Raw genomic sequence first — 15,171 nt, forward strand, 5'->3', positions numbered from 1 at the left:
CTCAGAGCCTCTTCTCGACCAGAACCTCGACCCGCCGGTTGAGCGCGCGGCCCTCGCGTGTCGAGTTGTCCGCCACCGGATCGGTTTCGGCGCGGCCCTCGGAAGAGATGCTCTCCTGCGGCACGCCGGCCTGCACCAGAAGCTTGGCTATGGTTTCGGCGCGCGCTTCTGACAGACGCTGATTGCTGGCCAGCGGGTTGGACTTTTGCAGGCGCACATTGTCGGTATGGCCGACAACGGTGATCTTTCCGATCAGCTCCTTGTTGTCCAGGATCACCTTGGCGATCGACTCGATCAGCGGCTCGTAGCCTTCCGTCAGCGTCGGTCGGGAGGATTGGAAGAGCTCGGGACTGGAGGACTGGATGACCAGCTTGGCGAGCGACACGCTCTCGGTGCCGCTGAGCGCTCCTTTGAGGTTGTCCGGCGCCTCGGCCTTGAACTCCGGCAGCAGCGCGAAATCGACCGGCTGCGGCTCAGGCGCGGGCGCGTCCTGCTTGGGCGCGGCGCGGGTGACGTCGCCGCGCGAAGCCGGCGGCAGCGTGCGCACGAGTGCGGAGAGCTCGACCGCCTGGCTGCTCAGGCCCATCGACAAGCCGATATAGGCAGCCGCGGCAACGACGACCGCGGCAAGCGCCATCACCCAGATCGGCACGATGAAGCGCTGCGGCTCGTCGGAGGCGATCACGCCTTTCCAGTTCGGCGACAGCGGCGCGTCCTCCGCGTCGGCGTTGCGCAGGAAGCGTGCCGCCGCCACGCGCACGGCATTGAGCGACCGGTCGCCGGCGCGGCCGGGCACGCGGTATTTGCCGCGGAAGCCGAGCGCCAGGCAGTAATATTGCAGTTCCAGCATCTCGCGGTCGCGGTTGGGATGCCGCTCCAGCTCGTCGAGGCGCGTGAAGAACTGGGTGCCGGCATCGACGTCGCCGCGCAACATCACCACAAGCGGCTGTCGCGGCCAGGCGCTGGCGCCGCCCCATGGCGTGTTGAGCGCAAGGTCGTCGAGCAGCGCCGCCACGGCCCATGCGGCCTGGTCCGCGCGCTCCAGCGAGGAGCCCGCGGCAACAGCGGCATCGCGCGCCCGCACCAGCTCGTCGAGCAGGCGCGTGCGCATCACCTCCGGGTTCTCCGGCGCCAGCGCGCTTTCAAGCTCCGGCGCGAATTCGAGCAGCGGCGCGAAGATGTTGATCAGCGCATTGGGATGGGCGCGCGCGCGTTTGACCGGCGCGCCCGGCGCCAGCGGCGCCATCGGCCGGGGCACGGCACCCGTCAGCCGGATGCGTGTGCGTTCGCGATCCTCCGACAGTCCGAAAGGATCATCCCGGCTCATGGCCTCACCTGTTCACCGAATAGCAGTCGACCTGCGGCTCGCTCGGCAGCACGCCGGAAACGCCGATGACGAAGCCGGGGGCGTCGAGCAGCGAGGCCCAATGCTCGCTCTTCTGGTCGAGCTCCAGGCACAGCCGGTCGCCGTCATAGGGGATCTCGCGCGGCTGCGAATGCAACGGCTTCAGCGGAATGCCCGGCAGACGCGACTTCCACAGTCCTTCGAACTGGTCCGCCGAGCCGACCGTCGCCTGGTTGACGAAGATTTTGCGCAGCGCGTCTTCCGAGAGCTCGGAGCCGACACGGATGACGATGCGGCTGGCGACCAGAAGCTTCGGATTATCGATGCGCACCTTCCACACGTTGGTCGCGTGCCGCATGACCGGCAGCGCGCGCGACTTCGGCTCGATGTAGCGCAGGCTAAGGATGAGCGAACGCAAGGCATCCGCCAGCGCCATATAGGCCGGGCCGGGCGCCATGTGGTCGTAGGCCGGCAATTCGCCGAGCCGCCGCGAGCTCGAGCCGTAAGTGGCCATCTCGCCGGCGAGGCAGGCAAGCTCGAGATAGAGCTCGGCCGGATGGAAGACGTCCTGAGCCAGCATATGCGCAAGCCGCGGCCGCGCGGCATTGGCGAGGTGCAGCATCAGCAAATCTTCGACGCTGCGGCCGGCCCCGCCCATCACCATCTTGCCATGCGCCTCGGCGATCTGGTCGAGGCCGGTGACGACCTCCTGCAGCAATTGCCGGTACCAATGCACGGCGCCGGTGATCAGTGTCGGCGGCAGGAAGCTCTCGTCGAGCGAGACGCCGCCATCGGCGCGCACGCCCTTGATGTCGGCGACCGGCAGCGCCGTGTAGCCGCCGACCGATTTGCCGGGCGCCAGCAGCACCGCCTGCGGCCGGGCGATTTCGATCTCTTCCGGATCGGCGCCGCCCTGCACGGCATCGCGCACCGGGACGATCTTGCCGTGGTAGCGCGCGCCGGTCGATTGGGCATGCGCCGGATCGAAGCCGACGCCGCCGGGCGGCTCCAGCGGCAGCGCCACCAGCACCGGCCCGGCGCCGGTGTCGGCCGTGACCGGCAACGGCTTCGGCGCGTCCATAAGTTCCGGGATGGAGAAGGGCGTGCCGTCCGGGAAGATGCCCCGGGCGGACACGATCGACACCTGGCCGGCGTCGAGCAGCGACTGGTCGAGCGTCAGCTGCTGGAAACCGAACGTGTGGAGCTGGCCGGCCTGCAAGGCGCCGCGCACCATTCCCTCGAAGAACCGGTCCTGCTGCTGGAAATGCTGGGTCCTGAGAAACAGGCCCTCCGACCACAGCACCCTGTTTGCGTCGCTCATGCCACTGCTCTCTGCACTGTCCTGTGGTCGGTTTGCTAGGCGGATATGCCGCCCTTGCCGAGGCTGACGTTGATGGTGAATTTCGACCCCGGCGAAACGGACTTGGTCGTACGCCAGTTGCGTCCGCCCGGTTCGCGGATCAGCGCCACGAAGCCGAGCGCTGTCGCGTTCGGCTCGACCGTGATGGTCTTGGCCGCCGTCTTGCCCGGCGCGACCGAGATCGCGTCGGAGCCGATCAGGTCGGCGCCGAGCGCCGAGCCGGCATCGCCCTGCAGCGCGAAATAGTCGGCCGAGTTGAACTTGCCGGTGCTGGCAAGCCGCATCACCAGCACGGTCACCGGCCTGTCGCCGCCACCCGGTCCCGGGTTCATGCCGGCGCCACCGGTCACATTGACCGTGATGACCGATGGTTTCGGCGGGCCGCTCTGGCAAGCCGCAAGCAGCCCCGTTGCGCCAAGGGCAACGATGAATTCCCGTCTGTCGATCATGTCCCTACTCCTCTTCATATGCGTCCCTGAAGTCTGCGCCGATCTCCCCCAGGAAGCTCGATTCCGCGCTCTGGGCGATGTCGCGATGGCGTTTCTGGTAAAGCTCCCAAAGCTTGGCGTTACGCCCGCCGGCGAGCAGATTGCCGATTGTGGAATTGGACTTTAGCTCTTCCTCGATCGCGGCCGGATCGAAACGGTCGATCATGCGCCGAAGCGCTGCCTGCACGCCGCGCCAGGCGCGCACGTGATGCTGCGCGAGATCCTTCACCGCGTCGGCGATCGCCGCCTCGCCGGAGAGGAAGCCCGGGCTGCGTTCCGAGATGATGGTGACGATCACATCCTCGACCGTCGGCAGGAATTTGAGCGGGTTGACCTCGGAGGCGCCGACCATAGTCTGGGCGACGCGCGCGCTTCCTTTTTCCTCGGCGCGCTTGCGCAAGAGCTGCATCAGACCATCGAGCATCAGCCTGTATTCGCGCCCGAACTTTTCCATTTCGGCGATCGGGTCGCGTCCGGGAAAATCGGCCTCCTCGATGCCGATGCCGCGCAGGAAGGCGGCGCGCAACGCCATGTCGCTCGGCGCTGCCGATATCGGGCGTGACGGTTTGGAGACGGGGCGAGGCGAGGGTGCAGCGGGTCCGGCTGCCTGCGCCGGTATCTCCCATGGACGAACGGCTTTCGGCTTCCCGGCCGGCCGTTCGACCCGGCCAGTTGGATCGGCACTGTTGGCGGAAGCGGGCGCCGTGGCCGGCCCGAAGCTGAAATCGTCGAAGCCGGACGGTTTCGGCGCGGGCTCGGGCAAATCGTTGCGCGACGGCATGTCGCCGAAGCCGAACGGATCCGACCGGCCGGCGGCGGGGCCTTCGTCCGAGGCCGGCGTCGCTACCGGATCGAGGCTGAACGGATCGTCGAAGGCGGGCGAGCTGCGCTGGTTCGAGGCGCGATCATAGGCTCCGGGCACAGGCTGCTCGAACGGGTCCGGCAACTCGGCCGGGCGCGGCGGCCGCGGCTCCTCCTCGACCTTGGCCGAGAAGAAATCGTCGCCGCCGATGCTGGCTGGCGTCCACGATTGCGGCGATGACCATGCCGGCGCGGTGTTGGCGATCGGCGCCTGACCGATCGACGTGTGGCCGGCGCTTGGCTGGACCTCGACATGGAGCACATAGTCGCCCATGCGCAGCCGCATGCCGCTTTGCAGCCGTGTCGACCTGCCGGCCCCGAGCGGGCTGTCGGAATCGTCGATGAACAATCCGCTGCTCGACGTGTCGGTGACGTAGTAGCCGTCACGCCCGCCACTGATCTTGCAATGGGCGCGCGAGACAAACATGTCCGGATCGTCGATCTGCCAGCCGGCATCGGCGCTGCGGCCGATCACCAACTCGCCCTCGTCCAACCGGGTCTGCCTCACCACTTGCGAGCGTGGGCCTTGTTCCAGGGTCAAAAGCAGGCTCATCAGGCTGCCTCCGCCATGTCCGGCCGCCAGCCGACGATGGTGCGCAGTCTGAGATCGTCGGCGTCGCCCTTTTCGGCGGGGCGTGAAAGCCAGGAGGTTCGGCCGAGCTGGATGGTTCCCATCTTCGGAGGTGGCACGGCGTCGCGTGCGAGCACGATCCTGAGATCGACGTCGAGCGCCTCGCCGATCATGTCGCGCACCGCCTTCTTGAACAGGCCAAGGCGCCGTTCGCCGGGCAGGAACGACTTGAAGTCGTCGAGGCTGAGCGGACCGACGCGCAATTCGATCCGGCTCTGCCGGCTGAAGACGCGGGGGCCGATCGTTGCTCCGCCGCCCAGCGCCGCATAGGCCTTGCCGACTTGGCTCTGCAGCGCCTTCGGAATGGTGATCCAGGCGGCGACGAATTCCTTGATCTCAACCGGCACCTTGAAGGCGGTGGCGAGGAACAGCGTCAGCCGCTCCGCGCCGTCGATCTGGTTGGCCAGCGATCCGGCCTGGCGCAGCCGCACCGTGTCGAGCTCGGGATCCTGCGTGCCGGGGAGGCCGATCCCGGCCATCGCCTCCAGCATGGCGCGCACGCGTCCGCCGACCGAACGTTCGACCTGCACCGCCGGATGCGCATCCGCCCATGCGCGGTAATAGAGCGCGATCATGCGATGCTGCAGGATGTTGACGAAGTCGACGAAGGTCGTGTCGCTGGTCTGCTCGGCGCCGGCGCCGGTGAACCAGCGCTGCGACAGCCGGTCGAGCACCCAGCGCGTCAGATGCAGCGGCATCGGACCTTCCGGCCCGAGCAGGCCGAGATTGGCGATGGTCACCCGCGCCGGAGCCTTTTCGCCCGCATCCTGGAATTTGATCACGTCCCTGGCCGAGAAGCTCAGCCGCACATGCTGGCCGAGCCTTGCCGGCTCGCGGTCCGCGGTTCCGGAGTGCCCGAACAGCCCGCGTCGCTGCTCCAGGCGGCGCAGCAGCTCGAAGAAATCATACTCCTCCGACAGTGACTCCGCTTCGGTTAGGGCAGGCTGCACTAGATCAGGTAGCGATTGCCGGGCGTCATTGGCCATGGCACATCCTCCTGCTTCTGCAGCAGCCGCGTACGCGTCCGCACGAAACCATTTATCCCGGCATGGCGGGCGAACAGCCGCGCCAGCAGAGCCGAAAGCAGCAGCGTGCTTTGGCCCGCCAGCACAGACTGGTCGACATGCAGCGTCACCTCCGTGCCGCGGCCGAAACACATCGGCCCGTCGATCTGCAGCCGCTCGATCACCGGGCGGGAATCGATGCGGGTGATCGAATGCACGTTGCGGGCAAGGCTCGGATCGCCCCGGTCGGCATAGAGGTCGAGCAGGGCGTGCAGCGGATCGACGCCGCGGCCTTCCTTGGCGAGGCTGAGGAAATTGAGCGAGAGCTGCGCCACCAGCCGCCAGGCGAGATTGTCGGCACGGGATTCGCCTTCGGCGCCGGCCGGCAGCGCTGCCGGGATCGCCGGCTGCGGCGGCCGCAGCGCGCCGAGCAGCCGCACCGCTTCCACAGGATCGGCGGTCTCCAGCGTCAGCGTCGGCGTGTCGTCCAGGATCGGCAGATCGCGGTTGGTGCAGAGCGCCATCACGTCCAGCCGCTTGAGCGGCCGGTTCGCCGGGCTTCCCGCCGGGCGTGAGACGGCGATAAAGACATCGTCGCCGGTGTAGGAGGTGCGGGTCAGGCCGTCGCGGCGCTCGTCTTCCGTCGCCCGGCGCGGGCGCCGCTCCGTCGAATAGACCCAGCCGCTGCCCCGGTTCTGCCCGAGGCTGAACAGTTCTGGGATTACCGCCTCGCTGCCTTCGGCGTCGGCGTCTTCCACCCGGGTGACGCGGAAGATCTCGAAGTCGCGCGCCCGGGTGCGGTCGGCGTGCAGCACCTGGCGAGTCCGGCGCGGATCGATCTCGATGACGTTGCACTCGCGTTCGAAGAGATTGATGATCGGCGTCACGAACAGCTCGAAATCGGCCGCCGCCATATCGGCGAGTTCCGGCACCGGACGCCGGAACAGGAAGATGATCTCCATTCCCCCATCGCATTTGCGCACCACGGGCTGCAGGCCGGCGACGCGCACATAGTGGAAGCGCTCGGGGATCATGAAATATTCGCGCAGCAGCCGGTATCCCTCGAAGGTCGGCCGCGTGCGCGGCATCAGCGCTTCATCGTCGTGGATCCCGATCATTTCGGGTTCGGGCAGAGCGGTGAGCGGATTGGACTTGCCTTCCGCCCGCGCGCCGACGGCCGAACAGGCGCCGAAGATCGCGTCGAAGATCAGAGGCGCCTTGGTGCGCCCGGCGAAATAGAGGTCGAGACGGTCGAGCGACAATTCGCTGAGCTTGCCTTTTCCGGTTCGCGCGAGCGTGATGCGGAACGCCGCTTCGCCGCGCACGCCACCGACCGGCGCGATTCCGGCGGCAGCCAGCGCGCTGCGGTCCTGAAAGTAGCTGACCGAATTGATCGCGATCGGCCACAGCGTGACCTCTTGCGCGGTGGTGAAGGTCGAGCGCGTCGAAAGCCCTGGATGCAGGCCGGAGACCAGCCGCGTGCCGCGCGCGACGGAATGGCCGGCGATCATCGACTGCACCTGCTGTCCAGGTTTCAGCACGGCCATTGCCGTTGCCGGAGCCGGGGTCACCAGGTCGGGATAAAGCACGTCGAGCACGGCACGCGAGAAGCGCGAGCGCTCTGCGTCGAGCTTAAGCCGCGTGCGAGCGGCAAGGAAAGCCACGCCGTCGAGCAGCCGCTCGACATAGGGATCGGGGCAAGGGACGGTGTCGAGGGAAAGGTTGCGCGCGACCGCCGGATGCATGTCGGCGAATTCCGCGGCCAGCGCACGGATATGGGTCAGTTCCTCTTCGTAATACTCGACGAAGACCCGATCCATCTCAGGTCTCCCGGAATTCGGTTCGCGCCAGGCCGTTGTCGAGATTGATCGTGGTGCGCAGCCGCATGCGTTCCGGCGTCGGCGTCATGATCAGCACGGCATCGATCTCGATCTTGAGGCCGATGCTTTTGTCGCCGAGCGTGACGTTGACGGTCGTGGCGCTTTCCTTGAGACGCGGCTCGAAGGTGGCGAGCACCGCGCGGATCTCGCGCGCCAGGGTATCGCGGTCGAAATCCCGCGACGAGCGGCCCGAAAAGGACGGCACGCCGTAATTGACGACGCTGCGGCGCACCTCCGGAAAATCGCCGAGCGGCGGCAGCTCGTCCAAAGGCTGTTCGTGCTCGGCGTCTGAAAGCATCGGCACGGATTCGAAGCGCTCGGTGTTGAACAGGGCCTCTATGTCGCGCCGGACCGCTTCCCTGAGCACGCGCGCTGACACCACCACGCCGCGGCTTTCGATCTCGGCGCGATGCTCAGTCTGGAAGATGAGCCTGTGCAGCCGTCGTTTCTGCTCGGATGTGAGTTCGGCATCGGCATCGATGGCGCGCGCGCTGCCTCCAAGAAGAGCGTCGACGCGATCGGCGCCGAGCTCTTCGTCCAGCAGACGGCGCAACCCATAGATCTCCGAGGTCAGCCCGGGCAGATCGTTGACGAGGCGGTCCCAAAGGGAGGGCTGGACCGCCTCGCGCTTCGCCCGCGAGCTGCCGGCGAGCTGCGCTTTTGCGCCAGGCCGCTTGGCCTCACTTGCCGACATAGACGTCCATTTCGATCTCGTCGTCCTTGTCGTAGACGAACTTGATCTTCTTGTAGGCGAAGCTGACCTCTTCCTCGATCAGGTCCGACTCGTTGGCGTCCTGGCGCATGTCGTATTCCATGATCGAGGCGTCGGTGAGCGTCACGACCAGATAATCGCTGGTCTCGCCGTCGATGGTGCGACGGGCCGAGAACACCACCTCGTCGAGCGCCTTGTTCTCGAACAGCGCCTTCTTCAGATAGGGCGACGACTTGTCGTAATGCTTGAGGAACTTGATCATTCCCATCGACACGCGGCCGCGCCGCGAAAGCGAGTTGGGGTCGTAGGGCGCGATCATTTTGTAATCGACGCCATGGATCTCGATTTCGTCTTCATGGCCGTCGCGCTTGCTCGGGCCCTTGATGTCCGGGACTTTCAGGAAGCCGTCGATCTTCATCGAAGGCGAATCGGTTCTGTCTGGCATTGTCTTTCTCCACCGCTACGAAACAGGATGACTTTGCTTAACGATTTCAGCCCTTCACCGACGGCAGTTCCGACACCAGCCGGAGCGAGGCGTTGATGCCTTCCAGCTGGTAGTGCGGACGCAGATAGAAACGGGCATTGTAGTAACCGGGCCGGCCCTCGACGCTGTCGACCTGGACCTCGGCCGCGGCAAGCGGGCGCTTGGCGCGCGCTTTGTCGTCGGCAAAGGCAGGGTTGGCCAGCACGTACCGGTTGATCCATTCGGTCAACCAGATCTCCATATCGCTGCGTTCCTTGAACGAGCCGATCTTGTCGCGTGCGATCGCCTTGAGGTAGTGCGCGAAGCGCGACACCGGGAAGAGGTAAGGCAGGTTGGCGGAAAGCCGTTCATTCGCCTGCGCGTCCGGATCGACCAGGCGGCCGGCGCGCGTCTCGTCGTCCTGCAGGGAATGCGCGCCGATGAAGGCCGCGAGGTCGGTGTTCTTGCGGTGTAGGATCGGCATCAGGCCGAGCTTGGCCAATTCCGCCTCGCGCCGGTCGTCGATGGCGACCTCGGTCGGGCACTTCATCGCGATGGAGCCGTCGTCGGTCGGGAAGGCGTGCACCGGCAGGTTGAGCACCGTGCCGCCATTCTCGACGCCGCGGATCTGCGTGCCCCAACCATAGAGCTTGTGGCTGCGGTTGATATTGACGCCCATCGGGAAGGCGGCGTTCATCCAGACATATTTGTTGTGGTCGCCGCCCACCTCTTCCTCGAAGGTGAAACCCTTCACCGGAACGGTTTCGGAGCCGTAGGGCAGGCGCGCCAGCACGCGCGGCATGGTGAGCCCGATATAGCGGGCGTCCTCGCTTTCGCGCAGCGACTGCCAGGAGGCATAGGCCGGGTTGTTCACGATCATCTGCAGGTCCTGCGGGTTGGGCAGTTCCTGCCAGCTGTCCATGCGGAACAGCCGCGGCGAGGCGGCCGCGATGAACGGCGTGTGCGCCGAGGCGCAGACGCCGGAAATGTTGCGCAGCAGGCCAACGTCGCGCGGGTGGTTAGAGAATTCGTAGGCGCCGATGATGCAGCCGATCGGCTCGCCGCCCAGCATCGAATACTCGTCCGTATAGACCTTCTTGAAGATCGGGCTCTGGTCCCACATCTGGCCTTCATAGTCTTCCAGCGTGTCGGCCAGCTGCTCCTTGGAGATGTTCATCACCCGAATCTTCAGCTTGGTATCCGTCTCGGTGTTGTTGACCAGGTACCAGAGGCCGCGCCACGTGCCTTCCATCTCGCGCACTTCCGGCGCATGCAGGATCTCGTTGACCTGCGTCGTCAGCATCTTGTCGATGCCGGCGATCAGCGACTTGATCGACTTGATCGCATTGGACGAGATGGTCGTGGTCTCGGAGCGCGATTGCGCGGCAAGCGCCAGGTTGCGCACCAGCTGCTGCAGCTTCTCACTGTCGTCCTTCTTGACCTTGAAATCCTTTTCAAGGAGTCCGCTGAACTCGCCGAGATCTATCGCTTCCGCTTCGGCGGTGGCGACTGCGGTTTTTTGCTGTTCGGCCATGACTTACTCCTCGCCCTTGCCGTCATCCATCGCCTGGCTGGCGATCTTGCTCAGCAGCGGCTCGTTGTTCAGAAGCTGCGCGATGCGCTTTTCGGCGTCGACGCGGCCGTCCATGAAGCCGAGCAGCTCCTCGAGCTGCCGGCGCATCTTCAGGATCTCGGCCAGTTGCGGGACCTGCTCGGCGATTTTGTCGGGCGCGAAGTCGCCCATCTTGGAGAAGGTAAGATCGATCGCCAGCTCTTCCTCACGCTCCTGGCCTTCGGGCTGCGGCAGGGTGTTCTTCACCCGCGCCTTCACCCGCGGCCCCATCGCTTCCATGAATTTCGGGAACCGGTTGGCGTCGGTTTCGACGAAGTTGCGATCGAGGACCGACTTCGACGCTTCCTTGGTCTGCGATGCGCCGGCAAGGTCGGCCATCACGGCCATGACGAACGGCAGTTCGATCGTCGTCGGGCTGCCGTAGGTTTCGACGTCGTAGGCGATCTGCACGCGCGGCGCGCGGTTTCTTTCGATGACCTTCGCTTTGCTCTCTGCTGGCATGCTTTTCTACCTTTCATCCTTCTGGACGGGCTTCTTGGGATCGGGGACACCGGCGAGCAGCCGGAATTCCTTCAGCCCCGACGGGGCGAGATCTTCCATCAGTTCCACGAAATCCATGTGCACCATCCGGCGCACGCGCCGGGCGAGATGCGGGATGGGGCTGGACGGTTCGGTGCGGTCGTAGAAGGCGACGACGAGGTCGAGGCATTTGACGACTTCGTCGCGCGAGTTGATCCGATCCGGCAGACCGGCGCTCGCTTCCATGGGGCTTGCCACACTTGCCATCGTCTCGGCTCCATGACCGTTGCGGGCGGGCATTGCTGGTTCCGCTACCGCTTGCGGAGCGGGCTTCGCGGCACCGTTCGCCGTGCCGGCGGCACCGGAATTCCGCTCCAGCGTCGTCAGCAAACGCTGCAGGAACTTCTTCAATTCCGGGACGGTGGCGCCATGGCCTTCGATACGGGCGTTGAGCGCGGCGTCCACGGCGTCGAGGGCGGCGATCGCGGCATGCGCGTCGCCCAGCAGCGACGTCATCGCCTCGCCGGCCTGATCGATTTGTGCCGCGCATCCGGCGCGCACCCGGTTCAGCAAGTGGTTGTGCGCGCTTACCAAGGCCCCCTTTTCGGCGGCGTTCAGCCCCGAGGCCGCTTCCTGCAGCATGAGGCGCTCGTCGAGCGCGCCCTGTTCCAGATCGCGTCCGCTGATCGGTCCGACTTGGCGCGGCGAAAAGAAGATCTTCTCGCGCAGGTTCGCCAGCAGGCCTTGCTGGGCGTTCTGGAGGTCGAGAAGCGCATTGATGCGCCGCAAGGCCGCTTCGCGCGGCGGCGCGTTCGCCCGCAGCGCCGGATGCATCGTGTCCCAATGCTGCTCGAAAGTCCCGGCGATAAGCGTCAGGCCCTGGGCGAGACCCGCCAGCCCTTCTTCGTTTGCCAAGGCCCGCGCGACGATGACCAGCAGGCGCAGGTCCCTGCCGCGGGAGCGCAACTCTTCGGCCTTTTCGAGCACCGCCACCCAGTCGACCGGACTGGATTGCGAGGTGGGCTTGCCGTTGCCGTCATGGACAACCTTGAGCTGAGGCTCTGTCAGGCGCTCCAGCTCATGAAAGGCCGGGTCGTTGCGCAAGTCCTCTCCCGACGGATTCTCACCGTTCAGAGGATTCAGCCAGAGTGCGAGATCAATCACACTAACCCCCAGCCAGCGGCCCTGAGACCCCTATGTGACGTAACGTTATCACTGGGCTCATGCGACGACAATTGAGCATCTGCACAAAAACTAACGGAAGCTAAACGCGACCGTTCTCTTCGGCGAAACCCATTGCGCGATTGTCGGACCCGGTATGTGAAATGGCTCGCATAGCCCGGACAGCAATCGTGTTTGTTGGCCACGAGTTTGCAAGGCTTGTGTAACTGGGCGGTGCCGCCCGGATGGATCAAACGCCCTATCCGTCACACGGCTTTGTCAAGCAGCCGCTTATATGGCAGGGTACGGTCGGCAGATTGCAGGAGCAGGTTCGATGGAACAGCGCCGGTCATCGCAGAGCTTCAAGCGTAAGGAACTGGTCGCCAAGCTCAACGCCACGGGCGTGCGCGCCTTCAAGGCCGCGGCCGACACCGCCAAGCTGCGCGGCAATCCCTATGTCGAGCTCGCCCATTTCATCCAGCAGCTGGTGCTGTCCGAGCGCTCGGACGTGCAGATGATCCTGGCCGACGCCGGCATCGATGCCAGCCGGCTGACGGCCGACATGACCCGTGCCATCGACAAGCTGCCCTACGGCGCCACCTCGGTAGAGGAATTCTCCGATCACATCTTTCACGCCATCCAGGAGGGCTGGAACCTGGCGACGCTGGAGTTCGGCGTCGAGGAGGTGCGCAGTGCCCATATCCTGCTTGCCTGCCTGAAAACACCGGCGCTGGAGGGCTTGGTCTCCAAGATCAGCGCCGAGTTCGACAAGGTCGACGCGGATGGAGTGATTTCCCGCTTCGCCGATGTCACCGAAGGCTCGCTCGAAGCCGGCTCACCTCCCGTCGAGCCCGCCACTGAGACGCCGATGAAGCGCGGTCCGGGCGGGGATTCGGCTTTAGCCAAATACGCCACAGATCTCACCCAGCGCGCCCGCGACGGCAAGATCGATCCGGTCGTCGGCCGCGATCCGGAAATAAGGCAGATCGTCGATATCCTGATGCGACGCCGCCAAAACAACCCGATCCTGACCGGCGAGGCCGGCGTCGGCAAGACGGCGGTCGTCGAAGGATTTGCGCTGCGCATCACGCAGGGCGACGTGCCGCCGACGCTGCAGAATGTCAGCGTGCGCATGCTCGATGTTGGGCTGATGCAGGCCGGCGCCAGCGTCAAGGGCGAGTTCGAGAAGCGGCTTAAGGCAGTCATCGACGAGGTCCAGGCCTCCGAGGTGCCGATCATCCTGTTCATCGACGAGGCGCATACGCTGATCGGCGCCGGCGGCGCGGCCGGCACCGGCGATGCCGCCAATCTCTTGAAACCGGCATTGGCGCGCGGCGAGCTGCGCACCATCGCGGCCACGACCTGGGCCGAGTACAAGCAGCATATCGAGAAGGACCCGGCGCTCACCCGCCGCTTCCAGGTGGTCAAGATCGAGGAACCATCGGAAGCGGTGGCCGTGCTGATGCTGCGCGGCGTCGCGGGCGTCTTGGAGCAGCACCACAAGGTGCAGATCCTGGACGAGGCGATCGAGGCGGCGGTCTCGCTTTCGCATCGCTATATCCCCGCCAGGCAACTGCCGGACAAAGCCGTCAGCCTGCTCGACACCGCCTGCGCCCGCGTCGCGGTCTCGCAGCATGCGACGCCGGCCGAAGTCGAGGACATCCTGCGCCGCCGCCAGGCGCTGGAGGTCGAGAGCGGCATCATTGGCCGCGAGGCGGCGATCGGTATCGACGTCGCCGACCGGCAGGCCCGTGTCGATGCCGGGCTGGCGGAAACCGAGACGACCTTGGCCGCCGCCCAGGCGCGCTGGGACCGGGAAAAGGCGCTGGTCACTGAGATACTTGAGCTGCGCGCAAAATTGCGTGGCGAGGGCGTACCGCTCGACGAGGCAGCGGACGAAGAGGCCACTGCGGAGACGGCGAATGCGGAGAGCGCGGAAAAGGCGCCCGAGCAAAAGGCTTCCGAAAGCAAGATTGGCGAGAGCAAGGCTGACGAGACCAAGAAAGCCAAGGCCTCAAAAGGTAATGGGGCCAAGGGTGCGAAGGCCGAAACAACTTCAGCCGAGCCGGCGGATGAAGCCGCTGCCGACCTCGCGCGGTTGCGCGAGCTGATGGCCGAGCTTGCCACCGCGCAAGGCGAGACACCGCTCATCCTGCCGTCGGTCGACCGCAATGCGGTCGCCGCCGTGGTGCAGGATTGGACCGGCATTCCGACCGGACGCATGCTCTCCAGCCAGACCGAAAAGGCGCTCAAGCTCGCCGTGACCCTGTCCGAGCGCGTGGTCGGCCAGGACCATGCGATGGAGATGATCGCCAGGCGCGTGCAGACCAGCCGCGCCGGCCTCGGCGCGCCGGAAAAGCCGGTCGGCGTCTTCCTGCTTTGCGGCCCCTCCGGCGTCGGCAAGACCGAGACCGCGCTGGCGCTGGCCGAGACGCTTTACGGCGGCGAGCAGAACCTGATCTCGATCAACATGTCGGAGTTCCAGGAAGCGCACACCGTCTCGACGCTGAAGGGCGCGCCGCCCGGCTATGTCGGCTACGGCAAGGGCGGCATCCTGACTGAGGCCGTCCGCAGGAAGCCCTATTCGGTCATCCTGCTCGACGAGGTCGAGAAAGCGCATCCCGACGTGCACGAAATATTCTTCCAGGTCTTCGACAAGGGTATGATGGACGACAGCGAAGGCCGCCGCATCGACTTCAAGAACACGCTGATCCTGCTCACCTCGAATGTCGGTTCGGACGTCATCATGGATCGCACGAAGAACGGCACGGTGCGGACCGGCATCGATGACCTCGACGCCGCGTTGCGCGCCCCGTTGCTGAAGGTCTTCCCGGCCGCCTTCCTCGGCCGCGTCGTCACGATACCCTACTATCCGTTGTCGGATTCCATGATCGAGGCGATTGCCCGTCACCAGTTCGGCAAGATCGCGCGCCGCCTCAAGGCCACCAATGACGCCGAGCTGGTGATCGGCGACGGCGTGATGGACCTGGTCAAGGCGCGCTGCACCGAGATCGAATCCGGCGGCCGCATGATCGACGCCATCTTGACCAACACGTTGCTGCCGGAGCTGAGCCGCGGTGTGCTCAACCGCTCGCTCGAGGGCAAGAAGATGGCAAAAGTCACCGTGGGCGCCTCGGCGGAAGGATTTACCTACTCGTTCGAATAGGCCTCCAC

Annotated in this window: 12 protein-coding genes; 1 reads left to right on the forward strand and 11 read right to left on the reverse strand. The window is 65.7% G+C overall.

What is annotated here, in order from left to right; translation table 11 throughout:
- Window position 1: 1 nt before the first annotated feature.
- The 11 genes from tssL to tssA all read right to left on the reverse strand — a co-directional run bounded on the left by tssL (window position 2) and on the right by tssA (window position 12,000).
- Window positions 2–1,327, reverse strand: coding sequence for a type VI secretion system protein TssL, long form (tssL, locus tag P9273_RS02880; protein ID WP_278047525.1), 1,326 nt, complete (start codon window positions 1,325–1,327; stop codon window positions 2–4).
- Between the two features lie 4 nt (window positions 1,328–1,331).
- Window positions 1,332–2,666 carry a type VI secretion system baseplate subunit TssK gene (tssK, locus tag P9273_RS02885; protein ID WP_278047526.1) on the reverse strand — a complete coding sequence of 445 codons (1,335 nt, stop codon included), beginning with the start codon at window positions 2,664–2,666 and terminating at the stop codon, window positions 1,332–1,334.
- Between the two features lie 35 nt (window positions 2,667–2,701).
- Window positions 2,702–3,154 carry a type VI secretion system lipoprotein TssJ gene (gene tssJ / locus P9273_RS02890; RefSeq protein WP_278047527.1) on the reverse strand — a complete coding sequence of 151 codons (453 nt, stop codon included), beginning with the start codon at window positions 3,152–3,154 and terminating at the stop codon, window positions 2,702–2,704.
- Between the two features lie 4 nt (window positions 3,155–3,158).
- Complete coding sequence (gene tagH, locus P9273_RS02895) at window positions 3,159–4,607, reverse strand: type VI secretion system-associated FHA domain protein TagH (protein WP_278047528.1); 1,449 nt, start codon at window positions 4,605–4,607, stop codon at window positions 3,159–3,161.
- Window positions 4,607–5,671 carry a type VI secretion system baseplate subunit TssG gene (tssG, locus tag P9273_RS02900; RefSeq protein ID WP_278047529.1) on the reverse strand — a complete coding sequence of 355 codons (1,065 nt, stop codon included), beginning with the start codon at window positions 5,669–5,671 and terminating at the stop codon, window positions 4,607–4,609. Before tssG ends, tagH begins: the two co-directional genes overlap by 1 nt.
- Complete coding sequence (gene tssF, locus P9273_RS02905) at window positions 5,635–7,509, reverse strand: type VI secretion system baseplate subunit TssF (RefSeq protein WP_278047530.1); 1,875 nt, start codon at window positions 7,507–7,509, stop codon at window positions 5,635–5,637. Before tssF ends, tssG begins: the two co-directional genes overlap by 37 nt.
- A 1-nt stretch (window position 7,510) precedes the next feature.
- Window positions 7,511–8,263 (reverse strand): type VI secretion system baseplate subunit TssE, encoded by a 753-nt coding sequence (gene tssE / locus P9273_RS02910; protein ID WP_040994288.1) that lies wholly within the window; start codon window positions 8,261–8,263, stop codon window positions 7,511–7,513.
- Window positions 8,250–8,699 carry an Hcp family type VI secretion system effector gene (locus P9273_RS02915; RefSeq protein WP_278047792.1) on the reverse strand — a complete coding sequence of 150 codons (450 nt, stop codon included), beginning with the start codon at window positions 8,697–8,699 and terminating at the stop codon, window positions 8,250–8,252. Before P9273_RS02915 ends, tssE begins: the two co-directional genes overlap by 14 nt.
- Before the next feature lie 73 nt (window positions 8,700–8,772).
- Window positions 8,773–10,278 (reverse strand): type VI secretion system contractile sheath large subunit, encoded by a 1,506-nt coding sequence (gene tssC, locus P9273_RS02920; protein ID WP_278047531.1) that lies wholly within the window; start codon window positions 10,276–10,278, stop codon window positions 8,773–8,775.
- Window positions 10,279–10,281: 3 nt separating this feature from the next.
- Window positions 10,282–10,818, reverse strand: a complete 537-nt coding sequence (gene tssB / locus P9273_RS02925) for a type VI secretion system contractile sheath small subunit (protein WP_040994294.1) — start codon at window positions 10,816–10,818, stop codon at window positions 10,282–10,284.
- Window positions 10,819–10,824: 6 nt separating this feature from the next.
- Entirely contained in the window at window positions 10,825–12,000 is a 1,176-nt protein-coding gene (gene tssA / locus P9273_RS02930; RefSeq protein WP_278047532.1) for a type VI secretion system protein TssA, read from the reverse strand.
- A 331-nt stretch (window positions 12,001–12,331) separates the two neighbouring features.
- On the opposite strand from tssA, the gene tssH reads away from it, so the two are divergent.
- Window positions 12,332–15,163: a type VI secretion system ATPase TssH gene (tssH, locus tag P9273_RS02935; protein ID WP_278047533.1), complete on the forward strand. Its 2,832-nt coding sequence runs from the start codon at window positions 12,332–12,334 to the stop codon at window positions 15,161–15,163.
- The last annotated feature ends 8 nt before the right edge of the window (window positions 15,164–15,171 follow it).

The organism is Mesorhizobium sp. WSM4935 (assembly GCF_029625735.1).
In the GTDB taxonomy this organism is placed as follows: domain Bacteria; phylum Pseudomonadota; class Alphaproteobacteria; order Rhizobiales; family Rhizobiaceae; genus Mesorhizobium.